Annotated in this window: 21 protein-coding genes; 8 read left to right on the top strand and 13 right to left on the bottom strand. The window is 46.9% G+C overall.

The genetic code is table 11. From position 1 onward, the window contains the following. Positions 1 to 9 precede the first annotated feature (9 nt). Positions 10 to 1,566: a cryptochrome/photolyase family protein gene (locus VBY75_RS09795; protein WP_416512261.1), complete on the bottom strand. Its 1,557-nt coding sequence runs from the start codon at positions 1,564 to 1,566 to the stop codon at positions 10 to 12. A 119-nt stretch (positions 1,567 to 1,685) separates the two neighbouring features. Between VBY75_RS09795 and VBY75_RS09790 the strand changes: the two genes are divergently transcribed. Together VBY75_RS09790 and VBY75_RS09785 are read left to right on the top strand one after the other, a co-directional pair. Then, a complete protein-coding gene (locus VBY75_RS09790) occupies positions 1,686 to 2,462 on the top strand; it encodes a glycosyltransferase (protein WP_199495122.1) in 777 nt (258 codons plus the stop codon). 5 nt (positions 2,463 to 2,467) lie between these two features. Continuing rightward, positions 2,468 to 4,453: a 3-deoxy-D-manno-octulosonic acid kinase gene (locus tag VBY75_RS09785; protein ID WP_416512259.1), complete on the top strand. Its 1,986-nt coding sequence runs from the start codon at positions 2,468 to 2,470 to the stop codon at positions 4,451 to 4,453. Positions 4,454 to 4,524: 71 nt separating this feature from the next. On the opposite strand, the gene VBY75_RS09780 is transcribed toward VBY75_RS09785, so the two are convergent. The 4 genes from VBY75_RS09780 to mutY all read right to left on the bottom strand — a co-directional run bounded on the left by VBY75_RS09780 (position 4,525) and on the right by mutY (position 8,368). Next, positions 4,525 to 5,778 (bottom strand): glutamate-5-semialdehyde dehydrogenase, encoded by a 1,254-nt coding sequence (locus VBY75_RS09780; RefSeq protein ID WP_222235669.1) that lies wholly within the window; start codon positions 5,776 to 5,778, stop codon positions 4,525 to 4,527. Then, positions 5,775 to 6,890: a glutamate 5-kinase gene (gene proB, locus VBY75_RS09775; protein ID WP_054489237.1), complete on the bottom strand. Its 1,116-nt coding sequence runs from the start codon at positions 6,888 to 6,890 to the stop codon at positions 5,775 to 5,777. The genes VBY75_RS09780 and proB overlap by 4 nt, the downstream gene beginning before the upstream one ends. 154 nt (positions 6,891 to 7,044) lie before the next feature. Continuing rightward, positions 7,045 to 7,317, bottom strand: coding sequence for an oxidative damage protection protein (locus VBY75_RS09770; protein ID WP_054489235.1), 273 nt, complete (start codon positions 7,315 to 7,317; stop codon positions 7,045 to 7,047). Positions 7,318 to 7,324: 7 nt separating this feature from the next. Continuing rightward, on the bottom strand, positions 7,325 to 8,368 hold the full coding sequence (gene mutY, locus VBY75_RS09765) for an A/G-specific adenine glycosylase (protein ID WP_199495120.1): 1,044 nt from the start codon (positions 8,366 to 8,368) through the stop codon (positions 7,325 to 7,327). A 115-nt stretch (positions 8,369 to 8,483) separates the two neighbouring features. Here mutY and VBY75_RS09760 point away from each other — a divergent pair, with 115 nt between their 5' ends. Continuing rightward, positions 8,484 to 9,575, top strand: coding sequence for an OmpA family protein (locus VBY75_RS09760; protein ID WP_416512255.1), 1,092 nt, complete (start codon positions 8,484 to 8,486; stop codon positions 9,573 to 9,575). 112 nt (positions 9,576 to 9,687) lie between these two features. Beyond that, positions 9,688 to 10,404: a tRNA (guanosine(46)-N7)-methyltransferase TrmB gene (trmB, locus tag VBY75_RS09755; RefSeq protein ID WP_199495118.1), complete on the top strand. Its 717-nt coding sequence runs from the start codon at positions 9,688 to 9,690 to the stop codon at positions 10,402 to 10,404. Between the two features lie 17 nt (positions 10,405 to 10,421). Here trmB and hemW read toward each other — a convergent pair whose 3' ends face one another. After that, positions 10,422 to 11,573 carry a radical SAM family heme chaperone HemW gene (gene hemW, locus VBY75_RS09750; protein WP_199495117.1) on the bottom strand — a complete coding sequence of 384 codons (1,152 nt, stop codon included), beginning with the start codon at positions 11,571 to 11,573 and terminating at the stop codon, positions 10,422 to 10,424. Beyond that, positions 11,570 to 12,181, bottom strand: a complete 612-nt coding sequence (rdgB, locus tag VBY75_RS09745; RefSeq protein WP_199495116.1) for an RdgB/HAM1 family non-canonical purine NTP pyrophosphatase — start codon at positions 12,179 to 12,181, stop codon at positions 11,570 to 11,572. Before rdgB ends, hemW begins: the two co-directional genes overlap by 4 nt. A gap of 131 nt (positions 12,182 to 12,312) precedes the next feature. Between rdgB and VBY75_RS09740 the strand changes: the two genes are divergently transcribed. Beyond that, positions 12,313 to 14,043, top strand: coding sequence for a potassium/proton antiporter (locus VBY75_RS09740; protein ID WP_416512251.1), 1,731 nt, complete (start codon positions 12,313 to 12,315; stop codon positions 14,041 to 14,043). Here the strand turns inward: VBY75_RS09740 and VBY75_RS09735 are convergent. From VBY75_RS09735 to VBY75_RS09720, 4 genes are read right to left on the bottom strand one after another with little or no spacing between them, the layout of a single operon-like run. Continuing rightward, on the bottom strand, positions 14,040 to 14,465 hold the full coding sequence (locus VBY75_RS09735; RefSeq protein ID WP_054489224.1) for a DUF4426 domain-containing protein: 426 nt from the start codon (positions 14,463 to 14,465) through the stop codon (positions 14,040 to 14,042). The genes VBY75_RS09740 and VBY75_RS09735 overlap by 4 nt on opposite strands. Positions 14,466 to 14,488: 23 nt before the next feature. After that, positions 14,489 to 15,016 (bottom strand): YggT family protein, encoded by a 528-nt coding sequence (locus VBY75_RS09730; protein WP_278357939.1) that lies wholly within the window; start codon positions 15,014 to 15,016, stop codon positions 14,489 to 14,491. Positions 15,017 to 15,024: 8 nt separating this feature from the next. Continuing rightward, positions 15,025 to 15,849 carry a pyrroline-5-carboxylate reductase gene (proC, locus tag VBY75_RS09725; protein WP_199495112.1) on the bottom strand — a complete coding sequence of 275 codons (825 nt, stop codon included), beginning with the start codon at positions 15,847 to 15,849 and terminating at the stop codon, positions 15,025 to 15,027. Continuing rightward, positions 15,849 to 16,559 carry a YggS family pyridoxal phosphate-dependent enzyme gene (locus VBY75_RS09720; protein ID WP_416512248.1) on the bottom strand — a complete coding sequence of 237 codons (711 nt, stop codon included), beginning with the start codon at positions 16,557 to 16,559 and terminating at the stop codon, positions 15,849 to 15,851. Before VBY75_RS09720 ends, proC begins: the two co-directional genes overlap by 1 nt. A gap of 36 nt (positions 16,560 to 16,595) precedes the next feature. Here VBY75_RS09720 and VBY75_RS09715 point away from each other — a divergent pair, with 36 nt between their 5' ends. Both VBY75_RS09715 and VBY75_RS09710 read left to right on the top strand, forming a co-directional pair. Continuing rightward, positions 16,596 to 17,630, top strand: a complete 1,035-nt coding sequence (locus VBY75_RS09715; RefSeq protein WP_054489217.1) for a type IV pilus twitching motility protein PilT — start codon at positions 16,596 to 16,598, stop codon at positions 17,628 to 17,630. Continuing rightward, the gene (locus VBY75_RS09710) at positions 17,630 to 18,670 is read left to right on the top strand and encodes a phosphodiesterase (protein WP_271331797.1); all 1,041 of its coding nucleotides are present in this window, start codon (positions 17,630 to 17,632) and stop codon (positions 18,668 to 18,670) included. The genes VBY75_RS09715 and VBY75_RS09710 overlap by 1 nt, the downstream gene beginning before the upstream one ends. Here VBY75_RS09710 and VBY75_RS09705 read toward each other — a convergent pair. After that, positions 18,648 to 20,204: an amidase gene (locus VBY75_RS09705; RefSeq protein ID WP_222235661.1), complete on the bottom strand. Its 1,557-nt coding sequence runs from the start codon at positions 20,202 to 20,204 to the stop codon at positions 18,648 to 18,650. The genes VBY75_RS09710 and VBY75_RS09705 overlap by 23 nt on opposite strands. A 126-nt stretch (positions 20,205 to 20,330) precedes the next feature. On the opposite strand from VBY75_RS09705, the gene tsaD reads away from it, so the two are divergent. Next, on the top strand, positions 20,331 to 21,365 hold the full coding sequence (tsaD, locus tag VBY75_RS09700; protein WP_278356598.1) for a tRNA (adenosine(37)-N6)-threonylcarbamoyltransferase complex transferase subunit TsaD: 1,035 nt from the start codon (positions 20,331 to 20,333) through the stop codon (positions 21,363 to 21,365). Here the strand turns inward: tsaD and plsY are convergent. Next, positions 21,349 to 21,939 (bottom strand): glycerol-3-phosphate 1-O-acyltransferase PlsY, encoded by a 591-nt coding sequence (gene plsY / locus VBY75_RS09695; protein WP_222235660.1) that lies wholly within the window; start codon positions 21,937 to 21,939, stop codon positions 21,349 to 21,351. The two genes, tsaD and plsY, sit on opposite strands and share 17 nt — an antisense overlap. Positions 21,940 to 21,965: the final 26 nt, after the last annotated feature.

Genomic DNA, 21,965 nt, shown 5'->3' with positions numbered 1-21,965 from the left:
TGCTTCCTTTTATAACTCGTTGATATTATCTAAGTAAATTTCGGCCTGTTTCAGTAGCGCCTGCTGTTCTTCGTTGGTTTTCTTACCCCAGACCTGATACATCATGCGCATTCTGTGATTATCTTTAAACTGTTCTTTGTGACGCTCAATAAAATGCCAGTACAGGCTGTTAAAAGGGCAGGCTTTATCTCCACTTTTTTTCTTTGGGTCATAATAGCACTCTTTACAATAGTGCCCCATTTTCTGCATATAGTTAGCACTGGCAATATAAGGCTTTGTGGCAATCAGACCGTTGTCAGCATACTGACTCATACCTCTGGTATTAGGCATCTCTACCCATTCAATAGCATCAATGTAAATACCAAGGTACCAGTCATCCAGAGCGTCTGGTGACACACCCGCCAACAAAGCAAAGTTTCCGGTTATCATTAACCGCTGTATATGGTGTGCATACGCATATTCTAAGGATTGCTCAATAGAGTGATGCAGGCAATTCATTTTGGTGTCACCAGTCCAGTAAAAATGAGGCAAAGGTCTATTATGATCCAGGGCGTTAAGGTTTTTGTAGTCAGGCATATGCGCCCAGTAAATCCCCCGGACGAATTCACGCCAGCCGATAATTTGCCGGCAAAAGCCTTCAATCTGAGCGATTGATATACTTTCTTGATTCTCAGACCAGGTATTAACAGCTGCTTTTACAACTTCTAGTGGATGTAACATTTTCGTGTTTAAAGAGAACGAGAGCCTGGAGTGATACAAACTCCAGTGAGCTTCCTTAAGTGTGTCTGCTGTTGCCATGGTGTCCTGATAACGACCAAAATTAGGCAGCCCAAACTGACAAAAATGTTCAAGTAACTGTTTTGATTGTTGAGGGTTTACCGGCCATATTAATTGGTTTGGGGAAGCTTTGCCCATTGTCTGAATATGGCACTTTTGCAGCAAAGTATCGATATCTGAGACATCATTAGAAAATACCAGGGGAGGTTCTACACCTTGATTGGCAGGAATCTTTTTCTGGTTTTCCTTATCGTAATTCCAGCGACCGCCGACCGGGCGACCGTTCTCCATCAAAATATCGTATTGCTGGCGCACCTTTCTGTAAAAGGTTTCCATTAAGTAGTTTTTGCTATCGGGAAAATATTCTTTTAATGAATCACGCGTAGTGAGGAAATGCTCAGTATCATACCAGTTTAACTTGATGTTTCTGGCGCCGGCCCAGCTTCTAAGTTGGTGATCGAGCCGATACTCGTCGGGTTGCTGACATTCCAGGACCGCTCCCTTGTTTTGAGCGATAATATATTCAAGGTTTTGTGTCAGACTTTGCTGGTTGTCGCTGTCATCCAGTTTAATATAGTGTACGCGATGCCCAGCCGAGTCTAATGCATTAGCAAAGGCGCGCATTGCACTAAAAAAAGCCAACACTTTTTGTCGATGATGAACGACGTAGTCAGTCTCCTGTTTTAGCTCCATCATGACATAAAGTACACCTTGCTCCTTTTGTCGGAACCAGGAGTGCCTGACATTGAGTTGGTCGCCGAGTATTAACCGAACGGTGTGAGTGGTCATAGTCACTTAAGTTTAAATGTTCAGTCAGTCAATACGCAGGCTCTGAGGATTCAGATCGGCGTACCTAAATGAGCTAAAATATGGCATGATGCGCGGTAGTTTAAGATCCAGGAGTGATTATGAATCAGGTTACAGAGAGCGGAAACTCTTCAGAGCAAAACACAGTTAATGTAATTTGTATTAAATGGGGTAAAAAGTATGGCTCAGATTACGTCAATACTTTGCACTCTATGGTCAGCCGACATCTCAGTCGGCCATTCCGTTTTGTTTGTTTTACAGACGATTTTGAAGGCATTAATGACGACATTGAAGTAAAGGCGATTCCTAAAATCGGCTTTAAAGACTTTGATGAACAGCTTCCCTGGACTAAAGGACACGGTTGGCTAAAGCTGACTTGTTTCGCAAACCCTTTGTATGATCTTGAAGGGCCTACACTGTTTCTGGACCTGGATATTATTATTGTCGGCAGTCTTGATGAATTCTTTGAACCTGAAGGTGACTTTATGGTGATCAAAGAATGGGATAAATCCGACGCTACAGGCAATACCTCGGTATTCCGGTTTAATATTGGTGCACATGAAGACGCCTTAGAGCATTTGAAGAAAGACCCTGATGCAGCTACCGCCGATGTGCGAAATGAACAAGAGTACATTACGCACTTTGTCGATCGTCAGAACAAGCTGAAATACTGGCCGGAAAAGTGGTGTCGTAGCTTCAAACGTCATTGTCTGCGCCCGTTCCCGTTAAGCTTTTTCCAGGAGCCCCGTATACCTGAAGAAGCAAAAGTTATTATCTTTCATGGCAAGCCACACCCGGATGATGCATTAGAAGGCCGAAGTGGTAAGTGGTACCGGAAAGTCCTGCCGACTAAGTGGATTGCCGAGTATTGGCGTTAAAAAATATGAGACTGTGGCTCTATGGAATGCTATTGCGGCTGGTCACTCCAGCCGTTTTTGTCTGGTTGTGGCTGCGTGGCAAGAAGGATGCCCGTTACCGTCAGAACTGGTCAGAAAGGCTTGCATTAGGCGCTGTTGATAAAAAGCTGCAGGGGTGCCTAGTTATCCACAGTGTTTCTGTTGGAGAAACCTTAGCGGCTAAGCGACTAATAGAGCAGCTGTTGCATCAACAGCCCGGGCAAAAAGTGCTGATTACTTGTATGACACCAACCGCCAGGACACTCATTCAGCAGCATTTTGGCGAGTCTGTCAGCTGTCGTTATTGGCCAATTGATACTCCGGGTTCAGCGAAGCGCTTCGTGCGTAAGCTGAAACCTAAAGCTGTATGGATAATGGAGACAGAGCTTTGGCCGCAGATGCTGAACCATTTTTCCAAAGCTAATGTACCTGTAAGTTTATTGAATGCCCGGCTTTCGGCGCGCTCCGCCAAGGGTTATCGGCGTTTCCATTGGCTTATGAAGGCTGTATGGAAACAACTGACTCTGGTGTCGGTTCAGAATAAAGAAACTGCGCGTCGAATGAAAGTTTTGGGGGTAGCGCCGAGTCGACTTTTTGTCGACGGAAATCTTAAATACGATATCCAACTTTCCGGCAAGGATACTGATAAAGCTTACCCGTGGAAGCAGAGTTGCTCTGGAAGGAGCGTCTGGTTGGCGAGTAGCAGTCACCCCGGGGAGCATGAAGTTCTTCTTAAAGCACATAAGCTGGTTCAGGCAGAACAACCTGATGCCTGTCTTATTATTGCGCCAAGGCACCCTGAGCAATTTGAAAAAGTTGCGGAACTGACTCGGCAGTCGGGACTAAAGTTGGCTCGACGCAGCGAGCTTAATGAGATACCACAGGACTGTGATGTCTTTCTCGCTGACAGTATGGGCGAAATGATGCTGTGGGGGCAGTTAGCTTCTATGAGCTTTGTCGGCGGAAGTATCATTGAGCGCGGAGGGCACAACCCCCTTGAAGTTATTGCTTCTGGCTCCAATGTTATGTCTGGGCGGCATGTATTTAATTTCCCACAGGTTTACGCTGAGCTGTCTAAAGTCGGCGCTGTGCGATGGGTAAAAAATGCCGAAGAAATTAAACAGGCTGTGAGTTTGATACAGCAGACAGCGGTCATGAAAGCGCAACATGAAGCTGCTAAAAGCGTTTTACAAACGCATCAGGGTGCTACGTTAAGAGTCTTAAAGCGAGCACTGGAATATATTCTGACAGGAAGCGGTATGATAAAAACAGAGCAGACTCCCCGAGGGCTCATTCGCTATGACAGCGATATTATAGAAACGATAGAAGATAAGCATTTTTCAGCCCAATATTGGCAGCAACAAAAGGCGATTGCCGGGAATTCGACGGGGCGTGCAACTGTCTGGTTTATCCAACAAGGCGATCTGGGACTTTTGTTGCGACACTATTACCGTGGTGGTTTGGTTGGAAAAATTAATAAAGACCGTTTTTTACGCGAGCCAGCGGAGAAAAGCCGGGCAATACACGAGTTTGATTTGCTCTGTAAACTCCGTGATATTGGCTTGCCGGTTCCTCGCCCTGTGGCGGCGAGAATGGAAAAGACCGGCGTATTTAGTTATAAAGCTGATATTTTAGTTGAAGTGATTCCCGGCGCAGTTGATGTTTACCGGCTATTGCGTGAGAAACAGCTTTCAGCAGAGCTTTGGCAAAAGCTCGGAAGTGCTATTAAGCAATTGCACGATACTGGTGTTTATCACTCGGATTTGAATTGTCACAACCTTATGCTGGATGACAACGACAAAGCCTGGATTGTGGACTTTGATAAGTGTGATTTCCGTGAGAGCGGGGAGTGGAAGGAAGCGAATATTCAGCGTTTGCTGCGCTCCCTGCGCAAAGAAAAAGAAAAGAACGAGACTTTTTACTGGAAGGAGTCTCGTGACTGGCCTGAGTTATTAACGGGTTATCGCCGTTAAGCTTCAAGCCATAAAAAAAGCCCCGACTCACTTCAATGAGCCGGGGCTTTTTTATGCGTTAAAGCACTGAATTAGTCGCGAACTTGACCGTTACCGGTTACCACGAATTTTTCAGTTGTTAGTGCTTCAAGACCCATTGGTCCATAAGCGTGCAGCTTACTGGTAGAAATACCAATTTCGGCACCTAAACCTAACTGACCGCCGTCTGAGAAGCGAGATGAGACATTCGCCATGGTAACGGCTGAATCTACTTCACGAATGAAACGCTTAGCGGTTTCATCGTTTTCAGTAATAATCACTTCTGTATGACCACTACCAAACTCCTGAATATGCTCAATAGCACCTTCGTAGTTATCAACGGTTTTAACCGCAATTTCCAGAGCAAGGTATTCTTCGCCAAAGGCATCGTCTGCAATCTCATCAGCGCCGTCAAAGTAGCTTACTGAACGTTTATCGGCGTGGATTGTTACGTTTTTCTCAGCCAGGGCTTTAGCAGCCATAGGTAAGAATTTATCAGCAACATCTTGATGAACCAGTAAGCCTTCAAGCGCGTTACAAACGCCGGTACGCTGGGTTTTACCATTAAGTAAAATAGCCAGGGCTTTATCAAGGTCGGCGTCTTTATCAACGTAAAGATGGCAAACGCCTTTGTAGTGTTGAATCACCGGGATCTTACTGGTGTCACTAACAAAGTGAATCAGACCTTCGCCGCCACGAGGGATAACCAGGTCAATATAATCTTTTTGTTGCAGCAACTCGGTCATCAGTTCACGATCAGGTGTTGGTACTACCGTGATGACGTCTTTTGGCAAGTTGCTGGCTTCTAAAGCTTCGTGCAGTGCTTCAGCAATGGCTTTACTGCTCTCAATTGCTTCACGGCCACAACGTAATATAACGGCGTTGCCAGATTTGAAGCACAGGGCACCGGCATCGGCGGTCACATTTGGACGCGCTTCATAAATCATGCAGATAACACCGAGTGGAATGCGCATTTTTTCAATTTTCATTCCGTTAGGGCGCTCATCCAGCACGTAGCTGTCGCCGACCGGATCTTTTAATGCAATGATTTCCTCAATGGCGGAAGCCATGCCTTCAACACGTTCCGGTGTCAATTCCAGGCGATCCATCATGGCATCGCTCAGGCCTTTCTCTTTACCGGTGGCCAGGTCTTTCTTATTGACTTCAATAATCTTGTCCTGGCGTGCGCGAATTGCGTCTGCCATTTTCTGTAGCACACGGTTTTTATCTGCTTCAGATAAGGTTGCTACAGCGCGTGCTGCTTTTGCAGCGCGCTGTGAAATTTCTTTTGCTAATTGCTGGCTCATGCGTCCTCCAAAATCATTAGATCGTCACGGTGAATGACTTCTGTAATTGGGCTATAGCCAAATTTTTCAGCTATGTCTTCTGTTTGCTGCCCTTTAATGTGCATAAGTTCATGCGCGCTGTACTGACAAATACCCTTTGCAATAGCGTCAGTATCATTAGCGCTACGAACCAGCACGGCGTCACCGCGATCAAAATCGCCTTGTACATCAACAATGCCTGAACTCAATAGCGAGGCACCGTTCTCAATTAATGCTTTTTCAGCACCTTCATCAACCAATATTTCACCTTGAGCAACCAAGGTATGTCTTAACCAATGCTTTTTGTTGCTAATTGGATCAGATTGGCGACGGAATAATGTGCCGGGGATGTCACCTTGTAACAACGATTCAAAGGTTTCGCCTTTGCGACCGTTGACTATGTAGGTATCAATACCATGGGAAGTGGCTTTCTCAGCGGCTTCAACTTTGGTCCGCATACCACCAGTACCTACAGAACTCACAGAACCACCGGCAAGTGAGTAAATACTTTCGTCAATTTGTTCAACCACCGGTATTTTCTTGGCATCCGGGTTCAGGTTTGGATCGGAATCGTATAAGCCGTCGATGTCTGAACAAATAAACAGAGCGTCGGCATCAACTAACGTGGCTACCATGGCTGACAAGTTGTCGTTGTCGCCTACTTTCATTTCGTCGGTAGCCAGAGCATCGTTTTCGTTTACCACAGGTAAAATGTTGTGCTCTAACAATCTGTTTAAGGTGTTTTTAATGCTCACGTAGCGAGCGCGGTCGCGTAAGTCACTGTGTGTCATTAACAACTGGGCGCAGGGGGAATCAAAGAAGCGCGACCAGTAGCCCATCATTTCATTCTGACCGACGGCTGACATTGCTTTGCGTACGGCTACAGGAACTTTCTTGTGTTCAAAGTTAATATGCTTGCGTCCGGCAGCGACACTGCCCGATGACACTAAGACAACTTCTTGTCCGCGTTCGCGGCATTCGTTAATAAAACGAGCGATGGGTAAAAGGTATTTGGTACTAACCCCAGTTTCATCTGGCGCGATGAGCGCACTCCCCACTTTCAGTACGGCTCTTCGCCAGGATGGCGCTTTCATAGAGACTCCCTTTTGTTGAATTCGTTAGTAGTCTAACAGATTGGCTGTCTAAGCTCCAGTGAGGCTCATAAGCCATACCTATTGTCAATATATTAGACAATAATTTAGATTGACAAGAAAAAAGAGCATTCTTTAAAAAAGATTACTGAGACAATTACTTCTCGGGAGGAGTATAGCCCTCTATTTGGGGATCTTTGCCTTCAAATAAAAAGGCCGTCATTTGGGCTTCAAGAAATTCGCGATCAGATGGATCCATCATATTTAGTCGCTTTTCATTAATCAGCATGGTCTGTTTCTTTTGCCATTCAGCCCAGGCTTCTTTTGATATGTTATTAAAAATTCGTTCGCCCAGTTCACCGGGGTAAAGCTGAAAGTCCAGTCCCTCGGCTTCTTTCTGATAATGCTGGCAAAATACGGTACGACTCATGTTGTACTCACTTATTGGTCATTAATTGTTTCATCAGTCTAACGGTTGGTGCAGCAAAGCCCAAGTCCTTATCGGTGTCAGGTTCTACCCAGAGGTGCTGGTTATCGTTAAGCTGAGTTTCAGCGGGAACGACGTCTATCAGCAGAGGGTAGCAATCCAGATGAAAATGGCTGAAGGTGTGCCTGAAACCGTGCAACTGTTGGCGGCTATGCTCAGTTAACCCGTACTGCCTGATCACTGAGGGCACTTCTGTTTCTTCTGAGCTTTGAGGGAAACACCACAGTCCTCCCCAAATACCTGTTTGCGGTCTTTTCTCCAATAACAAGTGGCCCTGGTGGCGGAAAAGCAGCATATGCGTTGCCTTGACTGGCTTGGCTTTTTTCGGCTTCTTACCCGGGTACTGTGTCATTGTATTCTTTGCTTTGGCTAAACAAGTATTGTTGACGGGACATTGCTCGCAGAGTGTCTTAGTTCGGGTGCATATCATTGCACCGATATCCATCATGGCTTGATTATAGGCACCAGAGTCACTCTCAGGAGTAAGCTCTTCGCTGAGTTGCCAGAGCTCTTTTAATACACTGGTTTTACCCGGCCAACCTGCGACAGCAAAGTGGCGGGCTAAGACACGTTTAACATTGCCATCTAAAATTGGAGCGTACTCACCATGCCCAAGTGAACGAATAGCGCCTGCTGTCGAACGACCAATACCGGGTAATTCTTCAAGCTCATGAACTTTTTTAGGAAACTTACCGTTAAAACGGGTGCAAATGATTTTTGCGGTTTTATGAAGGTTACGGGCGCGGGCATAGTAGCCTAAACCTGTCCATAAGTTCAGTACTCGGTCTTGCGGAGCCTCGGCTAATGCTTGAACTGTGGGAAATGTCTCCATAAAACGTTCGAAGTACGGAATAACGGTGGTGACCTGGGTTTGTTGGAGCATGATTTCTGAAACCCAGACACGGTATGGGGTGACATTTTTCTGCCAGGGAAGATGCTTGCGACCATGCTGTTGAAACCAGCGAAGGACTTGAGAGCTGAATGTTTGAGTCAACTGTAAATCTCTGCAAATAAAAATGACTAATTTCAAGAATGTACTATTCTTTATGACATACACAGTGTCTCATATTCCGAGCATGATTGTTATTGCAATTAAAAGGAGCTTTGCAATGAAAACCTTAAACCTAATTACTTTATCTTTGCTTACCGCCGGGTTAACTGCTCCGGTTTTTGCACAGCAGACTGAGGTTGAGCAAAACGACTTTTATCTGGGTGCGCGTTTGGGCGTCTTTTCTGCTGATGATGATCGCGTTGCGGTCAAAAATCAGCAGTTATTTTTTGTTGATGACGGTTTCAAAACCATCACCTCAGGTATTGAAGCTGGCATGATGTTTACAGAGGCATGGGAAGCCCGTATCTATTACGATTACATGGAAGCTGACTTAGTTGGCGGTGGCGATGGCTATGGCGACAGCTATGGTGTTGATGCGCTGTATCACTTTAATAACAGCTTTTATGCCGGTTTAGGTGTCAATAATACTGAAATTGGTGATGTAACCGATGTCGCAGCTCGCCTAACTCTCGGTCACCGTAGCTTTATTAACGATAATCTTGCGTGGCGGATTGAAGGTGGAGCCCAGCGTGGTTGGGAAGAAGACTACACCGAAATGTTTGCAAACATTGGTTTGCAGTGGTTCTTCGGCGGACGTGATACAAGCCCTGAGCCAAGACCTCGTCCTGAGCCACAGCCAGAACCTCAACAAGCAGCACCTGAGCCAGAATCAGAGCCTGTAGATTCAGACGGTGACGGCGTTGTTGATTCTAAAGACAATTGCGCAAATACGCCTAAGAACTACTCAGTGGATGAGAACGGCTGCATTTTATACGAGAGCGAGACTATCACTGAAGAATTACTTGTTGAGTTTGACCTGAATTCATCTGAGATTCGTAGTGGCGAACGGAATGATATCGATGAAATGGCGGAGTTCATGAAAGAGCATCCACAACTCGATATTACTATTCATGGACACACCGACAGCACCGGTGAGGCTGAGTACAACCAGTGGTTGTCTGAGCGTCGTGCAGAAGCTGTTGCTAACGCGTTGGTTGAAAAGCACGGTATCGCCAGAAGCCGAGTCGACTTTAAAGGACATGGTGAATCTCAGCCTAAAGTTCGTGAAAACAGCGCGGCTGATCGTCAAACAAACCGTCGTATTGAAGCAACATTGAAAGTTGTTAACCGTGTACCTAAAACACGTTAATACCAATTGTATTGATTGCTTGAAATAGCGATAATAGCTCTACTGTAAACAGGCCTGATTTTTCAGGCCTGTTTTTTTGGTATTAGCTAAGTCACTAATTGTCAGGAAAGTCATGAGCCAGTTTAAAAGTGCCGAAGAAGCCGCAGCGGCGGGTAAGTATGTCAGAACAGTTCGGAGTTTCGTTAAAAGAGAAGGAAGGCTAACGAAAGGGCAGGCAACTGCAATTGAGCGCCTTTGGCCGACTCTTGGCTTAACGCTGGATAGTGGTCGGTTGGATCTTGCCCAGGTTTTTCATCGAAAGGCCCCTGTAACTCTAGAAATCGGCTTTGGTATGGGGCACTCACTGGTTGAAATGGCTGCTAATGCCCCCGAGCGCGACTTCATTGGTATCGAAGTTCATGAGCCTGGTGTTGGTGCCTGTCTTATGGCTGTCGAAGAAGCGGGGATAGACAACCTTCGGGTATTTCACGAAGATGCCGTTGAGGTGTTGAAACAGTGTATTCCGGACAAAAGCCTAAACTGCGTTCAGATTTTCTTCCCTGATCCCTGGCATAAAAAGCGTCACCATAAACGTCGTATAGTGCAACCAGAGTTTTTGAGCTTATTAACTCAGAAACTAGAGTCTGGTGGGATTATTCACCTGGCAACAGACTGGGAAAATTACGCGGAGCACATGCTGGAGGTGTTAAATGAAGCCTCTGATTTAAGCAATTTATCAGCTTCAGGAGATTACGTGCCAAGACCAGAAAGTCGACCCAAAACCAAGTTTGAACGCCGGGGCGAAGGTAAAGGGCATGGCGTCTGGGATTTACAGTTCCAGGTTAAGTAATGGTATACGCTTCTGGGTTAATCCAGAAGCGTATCTAAAACTGAGTTCAGAAAGCGGTGGCCTTGCTGTGTTAAACACCAGTGCTGTGTGTTTTCAGTTACCAAGTCCAGAGATTTTGCCTTACGCAAGTGTTCTGACGCTAAGTCGGCGGAAAGTCCGGTAGTCTGTTCAAAGTTATGTTTGCTGACTGGTTCCAGTAAGCGGAACTGATTCATAAAGAACTCAAACATACGGTCGTCAATTGCAACTTCTTTTAACTGATAACGCAGAGCTTTAGTCAGGTCTAAATAACCTTTAGGGTGCTTTATCTTTTCACAGCGCAGAATTTTATTTTGCTGTGGAAGTGTGACTTTGCTGTGAGCTCCGCAGCCAATGCCTAAGTAATCGCCATACTGCCAATAGTTTTTATTGTGGCGGCTTTGGTGACTCGGTTTTGCATAAGCACTCACCTCGTACTGATGATAACCGGCCGCTTCCAAAAGCTTATGACCCTGTTGGTAAATTTCCCATAAGGTGTCATCGTCAGGCAACTCAGGCGGCTGGCTTGCGAACAGGGTATTAGGTTCAATAGTTAACTGATACCAGGAAATATGTGGAGGGTTCAGCGCGATGACCTGACGCAAGTCATCTAATGCCATCTCTACGGTTTGGTCCGGCAGTCCATGCATAAGGTCAAGGTTAAAGCTGGCGAGCGGTAACTGACTTGCGTGTCTGGCTGCTTCTTTTGCCTGCTGCGGGTTATGAATACGCCCCAGACGCTGCAGTTGGTGCTTCTGCAGACTTTGAATGCCAATAGACAATCGATTTATGCCGGCAGCAACGAACGCGGAGAATTTTTCGGTCTCAAAAGTACCCGGGTTGGCTTCCATGGTTACTTCGCAGTCAGAACTCAGGGTTACTGTTGCCCGCACACCGTCCATTAATTGTTGTATTGCTGCAGCCGAGAGTACACTGGGTGTGCCTCCGCCAATAAAAATAGACCGAATTTCTCGTTCCTGTACCCACTCAAGGTCGGCCCTTAGATCTTCCAGCAGACGGCCGACATAACTTGCTTCGGGCACATCGCCCGTTAGCTTATGTGAGTTGAAGTCGCAGTAAGGGCATTTCTGAATACACCATGGAATGTGTATATACAGAGATAACGGCGGAAGCGTCAGTGGGTAAGTCATTTAGTGAGCTGCTCAAGCAGTTGTTTCAGAGCCTGACCACGATGGCTGAGCGCTTGTTTTTCTGTTTTATCAAGTTGTGCGGCTGAAGCATTTTTTTCTTCAACCCAAAAAACGGGGTCGTAGCCGAAACCATATTCACCGACTGGCTTTGTTAATATGCGTCCGTCCCAGCGGCCCTGGCAGATAATTGGCGTTGGGTCTTCTGCACTTTGCATATAGACCAATACGCAATGAAAGCTAGCCTGTCGCTGACGCTCTTCAACACCCTCTAAAGCCTGTAATAATTTATTGATATTATCGGAGTCTGTCGCATTGGAGCCGGCATAACGAGCAGAATAAACACCCGGTGCGCCGTTTAACGCTGCAACGGCAAGACCTGAATCGTCGGCAATAGCGGGTAGCCCGGTTTGTTGACACGCATGCCGCGCTTTAATAATGGCGTTTTCGACAAATGTGGTGCCAGTTTCGTCAGCTTCAGTGAAGTCCCAGTCGGACTGTGGGCGGACCTGCCAGTCGGCAGTAGCCTTCGTTTGACTTAACATATGACGTAACTCGGCAACTTTACCTGCATTACCGGTAGCCAGTACCAAAGTTTTTTGTGGCTTCATAAAACGGACCTGTACACTCATTATTAAGAGGCACAGGATAAAGGGTTTTAACGGGATTTGAAATCTTACATTAGCGTCTAAGTTAAACCTGTTATGATAAATAGGCAGAGACAGAGATAAGGAGATTCTATTTGGATTCGACTAACACCTTGATTTTACTGTGTGGCTTGTTGTTGGTTGTCAGCATTTTAGCCGCTGTGGCCTCCAATCGACTGGGAGCCCCTGTACTACTGACTTTTTTGTTAGTTGGCATGCTTGCCGGTGAACAAGGAGTGTTGGGAGTCGAGTTTAACAATCCGGATATCGCCTTTTTTATAGGCTCTGCTGCTCTGGTCATTATCCTTTTTGACGGGGGGATGCGAACTCACCCAGAACGCTTTCGGGTCGCCTTGTGGCCTGCCATTAGCCTGGCAACAATAGGTGTTGCCTTAACCTGTACCTTAGTTGCCTCCCTCGCTGTTTATTGGTTTTCTTTGCCCTGGCCTGCAGCTTTGCTTATGGGGGCGATACTGAGCTCAACTGACGCGGCAGCGGTGTTTGGTATATTTCAATCCAGAGGACTACAAATTAAAGAGCGGGTTGCCTCAACACTTGAAATAGAGTCGGGCAGTAACGATCCAATGGCGGTCATTCTGACTTTAACGATGACCGGCGCCGTAGCCAGTGGCAGTTTTCCAGATTGGTATTGGATAGGTCTTGATATTGTCTGGCAGTTAATTGGCGGTCTGACAATAGGTTGGTTAGGTGGGCGGCTATTCATTATTGCCGCTCGAAAACTGCCGTTAAGCTTTAGCTTTTTCCCCTTATTGGCCGTAGCCTGTGCTATCTCCATTTACGCATTAACGGCGAAACTGCACGCCAGCGGCTTTCTGGCTGTTTATTTAATGGGGTTTGTTATTGGTAACGCCCGGTTGCCTCAGTTGGTTCATATTCTGCAGGTGCAGGACGGGCTGGCGTGGCTCAGCCAGATAGCGATGTTCCTCATTCTCGGATTACTTGTTGTTCCTTCTTACTTAGTCGCTAACGCACCGGTCGCAATTGGTATTGCCTTTACTCTAATATTTATTGCTCGTCCGTTGGCGGTGGTGGTGAGTTTATTGCCCTTTAGCTTTCCTTGGCGAGAGCAGGTGTTTATTAGTTGGGTGGGGTTAAGAGGAGCCGTCCCCATTATTTTGGCTTTATTCCCATGGCTGAGTGGCGTACCAAATCAGGAGCTTTACTTCGATATTGCTTTTGTTGTGGTAATGATTTCATTGATTATTCAGGGCTGGAGTATTGCGCCGGTAGCGCGCTGGCTGGGGCTGGAAGTGCCGTTAAAAGCAAAACCGCAGCAACGTATGCCACTATCATCTGTGCCCAGTAAAGAGGCGCTGGAGGTCTGGCTTTATCGCATTGATAAAAACTCACCTGCCTGTGACCATACCTGGAAAGAGCTGAAGTTAACTGCGCCTGCCACTTTCGTTGGGTTGATCCGCGACGGCGAATGGTTGCAGCCGGAAACCCAGCCCATGGTTGAAGAAGGTGACGGTTTGCTGGTGGCTGCTACGGTGAAAGATATTGACGAGGTCAGTCGAATTCTTGCATCAGGTGGTAAAGGCTTAAAGGTATCAGAAAAAGACTTCTTTGGTGACTTCACGTTACGTGGCGATCTGACGCTGGCCGATGTCGGTAGCTTCTACCCTGTGGGGGAACTTAACGAAGGTTTATTGAGCACGACGATATCCGACTATTTCTTGCTGAAATTCCACCGGCGAGTGGTTATTGGCGACACCATACGTTTAGGTGATGTTATTCTGACCGTACGAAAAGTCAGTGACAAAGGCGATATCCAGTCAATTGGTGTCAAGCCGGTAAAAGGCTAGTCGTTTAACCAAAACTCCTGGTTAAATTTAAGCGTTTGCTGGTCACCAACTTCAATAGTAAAGCGCAGGGTTTCGGCATTGGTGTAATTAAACTGTGCCAGATAGTAACTGGCATCGCCTTCTGTTACCTGCTGAAACTCGAGTTCCTGTATTTGGCCCAGCGGGTTAATAACTTGCCCGGTAACGCCAGGGGTTTGTGCTTTTTGAGTTTGTTTGTCGAGCACGGCAATATTAAGTACACCTTTTGAGGCGCTTCGGGTTAAGTCATATTGCGTTGCTACTGCCGGAGCTAATAAGGTGGAGGAAAAAGCGCTGTAGTGAACATCCCATTGACCAAGAGTCTTTTTTTGCTCAGCCATAAGGCTGGCAGAGAGCAGCATGGACATAGCTATTACTGTCTTAACAAAGAATGTTTTACTCATCACTTTATCCTCCACCAGTAACGTTAAACGCCAATTAATATTCGTAAAAACTGCAGGGCAATAATAACAACCAGTACCGATAAATCTAAGCCACCAATTGGCGGAATAACTTTACGTAAAGGTGCTAACAGAGGCTCTGTAATTTGATGCAGCATGGCTTCTACCGGGTTATACCCCTGTGAGAACCAACTGAGTATGGCGCGGATTATCAATACCCAGAACAGCATCGACAGCAGGCTGCTAATGGTTGTTAGTATGCCCTGAATGACAATAACCAGTGGACCCACAGCCAGACCATTTAGCCAGACCAAAGCTGCCACTTTCAACATGCCTAGCGCTAGCGCAAATATTAAACTGGCAGTATCCAGCTTACCTATCATTGGCATGAAGCTACGAAGCGGTCCGACAACGGGCTGTGTTGCTTTATACACAAATTGGCTGACCGGGTTATAAAAGTCTGCCTGGGTTAACTGCATCCAGAGTCGCAACAGCACAATGATCAGATACAGATCAATTAGGGTGGCGACTAAAAATGTGAGGGCGTTATTCATAGTGACTCCTAGAAGAGTTTCGCCATTTCCTGATTACGGTTTACCGCTGCTTTTACGGCTTTTTCCGAAATGCCGTGTAAGTCAGAGTCCTGGTAGGCTTCAACACCCTTAGCTGTTGAGCCGCCTTTACTGGTGACTTGTTTACGCAAGTCTTCCAATGATAACTCACTTTCTTTAGCCATTTGCGCGGCGCCCAAACAGGTTTGCTGAACCATTGCGCGAGCTTTCTCTGCATCAAAGCCAAGCTCGGTTGCGGCTTTCGCCAGGCTGTCCATAAACTCGAAAAAGTAAGCTGGTCCGCTTCCGGCAACAGCACCGAGAATATCGAGCTGATCTTCATCACTAACCCAGAGGGTTTCACCTACACCGTTAAATGCTTCTGTGACAAAGTTTTTATCGGCATCGTCCACTGAGTTGTCTGTGACTAACCCCGACATGCCCTGGCCAACCAATGATGGCGTATTGGGCATAACGCGGATAATACGGATGTTTTCGCCTAAATACTCGCGATATTTCGGAATACGAATACCCGCAGCAATGGTAATAATTAGTTTGTCGGTCAGGTTGTGGACATTTTCACGTAAGTGAGCACAAACTTCTGCCATTAACTGAGGCTTAACGGACAATACGATAGCATCAGCATTATTCACAACTTCCAGATTGTCATTGCTGGTATTAACGCCCAGCTCCGACTTCATTTTCTCTAATTTGGCATCGCTGGGGTTACTGACCCAGACTTTGTCAGCAGGGTAACCGCTTTTACACATACCACCGACAATGCTTTGTGTCATGTTACCTGCGCCGATAAAGGCAATATTGCGAATGTCGTTCATTAGGACTCCCGTTCTCCAAAAATTGCTGTTCCAATACGTACCATGTTAGCACCCTCAAGCACTGCTTGTCGCATATCGCCCGACATCCCCATGGATAAGGTATCAATTTGCTCGCCACAGGTTTGTTGCAGTTGCTCATAAAGGCGAAACATGTGCTGAAAACTTTGCTTGCGTTGCTCTTCCGTTGTTCCTGCTTTGAGTATGGTCATTAAGCCGCGTAATTTAAGCTTTGAGCAACTCATCACATACTCAGCTAATTCTTTAACTTGCTCTGGCGCCAGACCCGACTTGTTGCCATCGTCGTCAATATTCACCTGTAGTAAAATGTTGAGTTGCTCGAGACTGTCTGGGCGCTGTTCATTCAGGCGGCGAGCTATTTTTTTCCGCTCCACGCTGTGTACCCAGTCAAAGTTCTGAGCAATATCTTTTGTCTTATTGGACTGAATCGGTCCAATAAAGTGCCACTGGACCGGGTCGGGTATGTGTTCTTTTAGCTGGGTGATTTTATCAACCGCTTCCTGAACGTAGTTTTCGCCGAAATGCATTTGTCCGGCGGCAATTGCGGCTTTTATTGCATCCAAAGAGTGTTTTTTACTCACGGCTAGCAGTTTCACTGACTGCCCATGTTGCGACTCTTCGGCTAAAATCCGCAATTGCTGACGTATTTCCGCAAGATTATTTGTTATCTTTTCTGATACCTTAGTTGTCATTGCCACCGTCATCTCACTGATTCAGGAATAAGATATATGAATGTTAACGAATTACTGGCCTTTAGTGTGAAACAAAATGCCTCGGACTTACATCTGTCTTCCGGCAGTGTTCCTATGATTAGAGTGGATGGGGACATTCGGCCATTAAATCAACCCGAGCACCAGCCCGACGAGCTGAAAGATATGTTGTTTGAGGTGATGAGCAAAGGTCAGTGGCAGGAGTTTGAAGAAAAATTTGAGTGTGACTTTTCGTTCGAGCTTGAAGGCATTGCGCGTTTCCGGGCGAATGTATTCACACAACGAAAAGGTATTGCGGCAGCGTTTCGTATGATCCCCAGTGAAGTCACCACACTGGAACAACTGGACGCTCCTGAAATATTTAAAGACATTGTCAGTGCCAACCGTGGTTTAGTTTTGGTGACCGGGCCAACGGGTTCCGGTAAATCAACGACCTTAGCGGCTATGGTCAATTATTTAAACCAAACCAGGTCGTTACATATTTTGACTATCGAAGATCCGATAGAGTTTGTTCACGACAACCAGAAAAGTCTGGTCAGTCAGCGCGAGGTACACCGGGATACGCGAAGTTTCAGTGCGGCGCTTCGCTCTGCATTGCGTGAAGATCCTGACGTTATCCTGGTAGGGGAAATGCGCGATTTGGAAACCATTCGTTTAGCCATGACAGCCGCTGAAACAGGACACTTGGTATTAGGTACTTTGCATACAACGTCGGCGCCAAAAACCATTGACCGTATAATTGATGTGTTCCCGGGGGATGATAAGCCCATGATCCGCTCTATGCTGTCGGAGTCTTTACGTGCAGTAATTTCACAGAGTCTGCTGAAGCGTGTTGGCGGTGGTCGCGTCGCTGCCCATGAAATTATGCTGTCGTCACCCGCTATCAAGAACCTTATTCGTGAGGATAAAGTGGCGCAAATGTACTCGTCCATACAAACAGGGGCAGAGCGTGGCATGCAAACATTGGATCAGGCGCTCAAGAAATTGGTTGCACGTGGCGATATAGAAGCAAGTGAGGCGCGCCGCTGCGCGGTGAATAAAGAGGATTTCTGATGCAAATACGGAGTGTTTGGCTGTTTTTATTGCTGGCCTTTGCGTCCAGTGTGTCGGCACAACAATCGACACGAGTGGCTTTTGGTTGCTGCATTGACCATACCAGTCGACAGGAAATCTGGGATGCCGTTAACCATGCACAGCCTGAAGTGTTTGTTTTTCTGGGCGACACGGTTGATGTCGATGCTGATGATATGGATGACCTACTCGATGCCTACGAGGTTTTTAACCGTTACCGGGGGCCGAGGGTTTTACGCCGCAACTCGGCAGTAATGTCTGTGTGGAATCGCAATGATTACAGCCTGGGTGGCAACAGTGGCAAGAATAACCCGAATCGCTATGCCGTCCGAAATCACTTTTTGACCTTTTGGCGTGAGCCAGCAACTTCAGAACGACTTTTTCAGACGCACGGTATTGCTAAAAGCGTGATTTTTGGTAATGAACCGCAACGTGTTCAAGTCATTGTGCTCGATGGGCGCTGGAATAGAGATCCACTCACTACCGTAGGTTGGATGGAGCGCCAAACGCGCCGTTTTAATTCTGACTTAGGCCCTTATCAGGCAAATAATACCGGAGCCTTACTGGGTGACAAACAATGGCAGTGGCTTGCTGAACAGTTACAAAAGCCAGCTGAGGTGCGTATTATTATGAGTGCGACACCGGTACTGGCTCCAGCAAACGGCTATGACAGTTGGGCGCTCTATAAACGTGAACAAAAACGCTTAAAAGAATTGTTAACTGAGCTGAAGCCCTCTGGTTTACTCTTGGCCAGCGGCGATAGGTTTTTTGGTGAATTTGCAAAGTCTGACGAGTTTCTTTCTTACCCACTATGGCAGGTAACTCCGGGTACTATTAACTTTGACGGTGATACCCCTTACCAGTCAAGTTATCGCGACGGAAAGGCTTTTACGGAAAGCCGTTATGGTCAAATTGAAGTGATATGGAAAGAGCAGCCGGAATTGGTATTAACGCTTAGAGACATTGATGGCCGGCCGCTCGATAGTCGTAAACTTAACCTTAGTCAGTTGCAACCAGATTAGGAGCTACACGGTGTTGTGTGGCTTGTTCGTAAGCAAAAGCCGCTTCTATCAGTATTGCTTCAGAACGTGCTGCTCCAAAAAAGCTCATTCCAACGGGTAGAGCCGGTTCGTCACCTATTTGAATGTAACCCATCGGCACGGTTATGTGCGGGTACCCGGCGACTGCCGCTGGTGAACTGGCCGAGCCTGAATAATTGTCTCCGAGAACATGGTCAATTTTCCACGCCGGACTGGTTGTTGGAGCAATGAGTACATCAAGGTTGTTTTCGCTAAGCATGGTATCAATACCTTCTTTACCGGCCAGCTTTTTGCTGTTAGCCAGGGCCTGCTGATAAGCCGCTTCATCTTCCTGCGCATTGGCCATTTCAAAAAGCTCCTGACCAAATAATAAAAGCTCTTGTTCAGCCAGTTCATTATTGGCTTCTATCATATCGCCGAGGTTGCGGTAAGGAAGCTGGGTCTCGGCAAGGTACGAAGCCATGTCATTCTTAAATTCATACAGGAGTACTGTGAACTCGTCACCGCCATATTCGCCATAGGTTGGCATTTCGACATCAACAAGTTGCGCACCCTGAGCTTTCAGAATCTCAAGCTGTTGTTCAAATTGTTTGTCCAGTAGCTCGTTGTATCCCATTAAATTACGAACCACGCCAATGCGTTTGCCTTGTAGCCCGTCTGTTTTTAAATGAGAAGCAAAGGTTGTTTCACTGCTGTAGCCGGCAGGGTCGCTGGAGTCATGTGCTTTCATTACATCGAGCATCAAGGTAGCGCCGGTGACAGTGCGTGCCATTGGACCTGCGGTATCCTGACTGTGTGCGATAGGAATAATGCCGTCGCGACTGATAAGTCCCAGTGTTGGTTTTATGGTGACAATGCCGTTAACAGCTGCAGGGCAGACTAACGAACCATCGGTTTCCGTACCGACCGATAGAGCAACGAAATCTGCCGCGACTGAAGTAGCGGAACCGGCACTTGAACCACAAGTTGAGCGGGTTCTGTCATAAGGGTTTACGGCCTGACCGCCTATGGCGCTCCAGCCTGAACTTGAACGCGTTGAACGAAAGTTAGCCCACTCACTTAAGTTGGCTTTGCCCAGAATAATCGCACCGGCATTTCTCAGTTGTTGCACTAAAAATGCGTCATCTTCCGGATAATTTTCTGCAAACAGAAGCGAGCCTCCGGTGTTTGGCATGCCGTCGGCGGTATCAATGTTGTCTTTCAGAAGAACCGGTATACCATGCAGCGGACCGCGAGCTTTTCCCTGCTGGCGCTCTTTATCCAGCCGTTTGGCATCAGCTAATGCGTTTTCATTCAGGCTATTTACCGCTCTTAGTTCGGGACCCTGCTGATTGTTTTGGTGGATGCGTTGCAGGTAATACTGTGTGAGCTGTTCGGCAGTTAATTGACCTTCGTTCATGGCTTGCTGAAGCTCAGTTACAGAAGCATCCTGCCAGGTAAATTCGGTGTGATCTGCAGGTGATGTCTGGCAGGCTGTTAAGGCCAGAATAAACAGAAGTGAAACCAGTTGTCTCATGCTTAAACCCTTATTGTTTTTGTGTTTTCATAAAGTGGCATAACTTTGGTCGTAAGGCGAGTCATGCGAATAAAAATCAGGTAAAATGGCAGCAATTGTCGATAAAGAACTGAAGTGGTTAGCGTTATGCGGGTATTGGGTATTGAAACCTCCTGTGATGAAACAGGGGTTGCGGTGTATGACACTGAAAAAGGGTTACTGGCACACCAGCTGTATTCTCAGGTTAAATTGCATGCGGACTACGGGGGTGTGGTGCCCGAACTTGCCTCTCGTGACCATGTGCGTAAAACGTTGCCGTTAATTAAGGCAGCGCTTAAAGAAGCCGGTATTACGCATCAGCAATTGGATGGTGTGGCCTATACTATGGGGCCGGGGTTAGTCGGGGCTCTGTTAGTTGGCTCTTGCATTGGCCGTAGTTTAGCTTTCGGCTGGAACTTGCCTGCAGTGGGTGTTCACCATATGGAAGGGCATCTGCTGGCTCCTATGCTGGAAGAGAACCAACCCGAATTCCCGTTTGTTGCTTTGCTCGTGTCTGGTGGTCACACTCAATTGGTGCAGGTAAAAGGCATAGGCGATTACCATTTGCTGGGTGAATCCGTCGATGACGCAGCTGGCGAAGCTTTCGATAAAACCGCTAAACTGATGGGGCTGGATTATCCGGGGGGGCCGCGACTGGCCGCTCTGGCAGAACAAGGTAACAGTGACCGGTTTACTTTCCCCAGACCAATGACAGACAGACCAGGCCTTAATTTTTCTTTCAGTGGTTTAAAAACTTCCGCAGCTAATACTCTGGCCGCTAATGATAATGACGAGCAGACCCTGGCTGATATTGCACGGGCATTTGAAGATGCGGTGGTTGATACCTTGGTGATCAAATGTCGCCGGGCATTAAAAGAAACTGGCTACAAGCGTTTAGTCGTTGCTGGTGGTGTCAGTGCCAATAAACACTTACGCGCCAAACTTGAGGCTTTGTTGCAAAAGCAAAATGGGCAGGTGTTTTATCCCCGTACTGAGTTTTGCACCGACAATGGTGCGATGATTGCTTTAGCTGGCGCACTGCGTTTACAAGCGGGAGAACGTGAGTCACTGGCAGTAAAAACACATCCAAGGTGGCCAATGACAGACTTGAAACCCATGGCGAAGGTTAGCGACGCCGTTTAAAGGCTTTCTCCTTACCGGAGGATAAGCGTAAAATGTTGGCCTGGTGACGCCAGAGGATCAATAGTGAAATCATAATAACCGGCACCGTGTATTGGGGTTTTATCCAATAAGCATAAAACGGTGCCAGACAAACGGTTACCAGAGCAGCCAGGGATGATACCCGGCTTATACGGAAAACCAATAACCAGGTCACAATAAGCAATAAGGCCATTTCCCAGGCCACAGGAAACATTGCCCCTAAGGCGGTCGCTACGGCTTTGCCGCCACGAAAGTGAAAGTAAAGCGGGAAGATATGACCAAGGCAGGCAGCAACGGCAATTAAGCCAAGGAAAAATGGTTCAATGCCGAGAAAGTAAGACCCCCATACCGGAACCATACCCTTTAAAACATCAAACCAAAGAGTTAATAATGCGGGAATTTTTCCGCCCACCCGGTAAACATTGGTTGCTCCAGGGTTACCAGAGCCTTCTTTGCGTGGGTCAGGCAGCCCCCATAGCCGGCAGATAACCACAGCGCTACTGATAGAGCCCAGAAGGTAGGCTGAAAGTATCATCAGTAAAGTAAGCGCTGTCATGGGGTACGAATCCCTCGTTGGTTAAG

It is taken from the genome of Idiomarina sp. HB, from assembly GCF_048059115.1.
GTDB classification, from domain to species: Bacteria; Pseudomonadota; Gammaproteobacteria; order Enterobacterales; family Alteromonadaceae; genus Idiomarina; species Idiomarina abyssalis.
Note: the sequence above shows the minus strand (reverse complement) of the source record. Positions and strands in the feature narration are given on the sequence as shown.

Coding starts and splice junctions, on each gene's coding strand:
- VBY75_RS09795 (WP_416512261.1), bottom strand. CDS start 1,566: ATGACCACTCACACCGTTCGGTTAATACTCGGCGACCAACTCAATGTC.
- VBY75_RS09790 (WP_199495122.1), top strand. CDS start 1,686: ATGAATCAGGTTACAGAGAGCGGAAACTCTTCAGAGCAAAACACAGTT.
- VBY75_RS09785 (WP_416512259.1), top strand. CDS start 2,468: ATGAGACTGTGGCTCTATGGAATGCTATTGCGGCTGGTCACTCCAGCC.
- VBY75_RS09780 (WP_222235669.1), bottom strand. CDS start 5,778: ATGAGCCAGCAATTAGCAAAAGAAATTTCACAGCGCGCTGCAAAAGCA.
- proB (WP_054489237.1), bottom strand. CDS start 6,890: ATGAAAGCGCCATCCTGGCGAAGAGCCGTACTGAAAGTGGGGAGTGCG.
- VBY75_RS09770 (WP_054489235.1), bottom strand. CDS start 7,317: ATGAGTCGTACCGTATTTTGCCAGCATTATCAGAAAGAAGCCGAGGGA.
- VBY75_RS09760 (WP_416512255.1), top strand. CDS start 8,484: ATGAAAACCTTAAACCTAATTACTTTATCTTTGCTTACCGCCGGGTTA.
- trmB (WP_199495118.1), top strand. CDS start 9,688: ATGAGCCAGTTTAAAAGTGCCGAAGAAGCCGCAGCGGCGGGTAAGTAT.
- hemW (WP_199495117.1), bottom strand. CDS start 11,573: ATGACTTACCCACTGACGCTTCCGCCGTTATCTCTGTATATACACATT.
- rdgB (WP_199495116.1), bottom strand. CDS start 12,181: ATGAAGCCACAAAAAACTTTGGTACTGGCTACCGGTAATGCAGGTAAA.
- VBY75_RS09735 (WP_054489224.1), bottom strand. CDS start 14,465: ATGAGTAAAACATTCTTTGTTAAGACAGTAATAGCTATGTCCATGCTG.
- VBY75_RS09730 (WP_278357939.1), bottom strand. CDS start 15,016: ATGAATAACGCCCTCACATTTTTAGTCGCCACCCTAATTGATCTGTAT.
- proC (WP_199495112.1), bottom strand. CDS start 15,849: ATGAACGACATTCGCAATATTGCCTTTATCGGCGCAGGTAACATGACA.
- VBY75_RS09720 (WP_416512248.1), bottom strand. CDS start 16,559: ATGACAACTAAGGTATCAGAAAAGATAACAAATAATCTTGCGGAAATA.
- VBY75_RS09715 (WP_054489217.1), top strand. CDS start 16,596: ATGAATGTTAACGAATTACTGGCCTTTAGTGTGAAACAAAATGCCTCG.
- VBY75_RS09710 (WP_271331797.1), top strand. CDS start 17,630: ATGCAAATACGGAGTGTTTGGCTGTTTTTATTGCTGGCCTTTGCGTCC.
- VBY75_RS09705 (WP_222235661.1), bottom strand. CDS start 20,204: ATGAGACAACTGGTTTCACTTCTGTTTATTCTGGCCTTAACAGCCTGC.
- tsaD (WP_278356598.1), top strand. CDS start 20,331: ATGCGGGTATTGGGTATTGAAACCTCCTGTGATGAAACAGGGGTTGCG.
- plsY (WP_222235660.1), bottom strand. CDS start 21,939: ATGACAGCGCTTACTTTACTGATGATACTTTCAGCCTACCTTCTGGGC.